The organism is Gordonibacter pamelaeae 7-10-1-b, from assembly GCF_000210055.1.
Lineage (GTDB): Bacteria > Actinomycetota > Coriobacteriia > Coriobacteriales > Eggerthellaceae > Gordonibacter > Gordonibacter pamelaeae.
Genome location: NC_021021.1, coordinates 658,449 through 660,460, shown reverse-complemented (window position 1 = coordinate 660,460; position 2,012 = coordinate 658,449). Strand labels below are relative to the sequence as shown.

General features: G+C 72.2%; 2 protein-coding genes. Both read right to left on the bottom strand.

Annotated features, from left to right (window positions below; all coding sequences use genetic code 11):
* Positions 1–471: 2Fe-2S iron-sulfur cluster-binding protein (locus GPA_RS03165; protein ID WP_041238916.1), on the bottom strand; the 471-nt coding region annotated here is incomplete at its 3' end.
* Positions 464–2,012, bottom strand: a 1,549-nt coding sequence (locus GPA_RS03160) for an NAD(P)-binding protein (protein ID WP_041238914.1), incomplete at its 5' end; no start/stop codon positions are given. The genes GPA_RS03160 and GPA_RS03165, both read right to left, overlap by 8 nt.

Genomic DNA, 2,012 nt, shown 5'->3' with positions numbered 1-2,012 from the left:
CACGCAGCGCTGGCAGCGGATGCACAGGTTCGGGTCGTAGCGCAAAAACGGGTTGCCGTCCAGCACGGGCTCCTGCGCGCGCGGCGCCGGGTGCGCCGGGCCCTCCACGCCATACTCGCGGCAGAGGTCGGCCAGCTCGCAGGCCCCATTCTTGTCGCATGAAAAGCACGGCGCGCCCACGCCCTGCCCGTGGTCGGCGATGATCAGCTCGAGCGCGACCCTTCGATAGGCCTGCACGCGCGGCGAGTCGGTGGTCACGGCCATGCCGTCCCACACGGCCGTCGAGCACGACGGCACCGGGTGGGCCAGGCCCTCCACGTCCACCACGCACACGCGGCACGAGCCGACGGCGCTCACGTCCTTCAAGTAGCAGAGCGTAGGTATGCGGACGCCCGCCTCCCGCGCCGCCTCCAGCACGGTCGTGCCCGCAGGCACCTCCCGCGCAATGCCGTCTATCGTGATGCTAGGCATACTGTTCCCTGCCTTCCTCGGTCGCGCCGCAGCCGAACACGTCGCAGCGCAGGCAGCGGCCGCACTCCTGCTCGGCCTCCTCGCGGCTCATGCCGCACTCGACGTCCTTGAAATCGCGCTTGCGCTCGCGCGCCGGCCGTTCCACCAGCTCCACGCGACCCTTGGGCGTGCGGTCGTTGGGCGGGGCCGGCGGGGCCGAGACCCCGCAGGCCAGCTTGTGCGAGCAGCCCAGGTACGCATCGATGTTGCGCGCGGCCACCTTGCCCGCCGCGATGGCGCGGATGACCGTGGCCGGCCCTGTCTGGCAGTCGCCGCCCACGAACACGTTGCCATACCCCGCGGCCGCCAGGCCCTCGTCGGCGTCGAAGCAGCCCCGGACGGTTGCCATGCCGAACTCCTCGAACGGCTCCGTCTCGACGCCCTGCCCCACCGCGATGAGCACGATGTCCGCCGCGATGCGCTCTTGCGGCTTGTCCGCCGTCACCGGTGCCGGACGGCCGCCGCGCACGGCGCCTATCATCTGGGGCTGCGTGACGAGCGCCGCGCAACGTCCCTTCCCGTCCACTTCGATGCCCACGGGTGCCTGCAGCACCACCAGTTCCACGCCCTCGGCCACGGCGCTCTCCACCTCGGCCGGAAGCGCCGTCATGTCCTCCTTGCGGCGGCGGTACACCACGGACACCTCTTCGGCGCCGGCGCGCACCGCCGTGCGCGCGCAGTCCATGGCCACGTTGCCGCCGCCCACCACGGCCACCTTCTTGCCCGTGAAGTCGGGGTAGTCGCCGTCGCCGATGGCCCCCAGCAGCTCCACGGCCGACATGACGCCCGCAGCGTCCGCATTCGGCAGCGCGAGCGTCTTGCCCGCCTGCGCGCCCACGGCCACGTACACCGCGTAGTAGTTCTCGGCGATCTCGGCCATCTCGTGCGCGCCCACCGGCGTGTCGCAGAGCGCTGTGATAGAACCGGCGGAGAGGATGCCGCGCAAGTCCTCGTCCAGGCGCTCGCGCGGCAGGCGGTAGGCCGGTATGCCGTAGCGCAGCATGCCGCCCAGCTGGCTGCGCGCCTCGAACACCGTCACGCGATGCCCCATGAGCGCGAGGAAATACGCGCAGGTGAGCCCGCTCGGGCCGCCTCCCACCACGGCGATGTTCCGCGCGGTGTCCACGCTGTGCGGCGGGGGTGCCACCTGGTCGGCGGGAGCCTGGTCCACGGCGAACCGCTTGATGCCGCGGATGTTCACCGGCGCGTCGACGAGGGTGCGGCGGCACCGGGCCTCGCAGGGGTGCTCGCACACGAACGCGCAGGCCGTGGGGAACGGGTTGTCCTTGCGCACCAGGTTCACGGCACCGGCGTAGTCGCCGGCCGCCACGAGGCCGATGTAGCCGGGCACGTCCACGTGCGCCGGGCAGAGCGTCTCGCAGGGCACCGTCTGGCCCACGCCCGCGGCGCAGGAGCGCGCCCCCACGTGGCTCGCGTACTCGTCGGCGAACTCCTCCAAGCCCTCGATCAGGGCGTTCGCCGCCTCGTAGCCGATGGCGCAG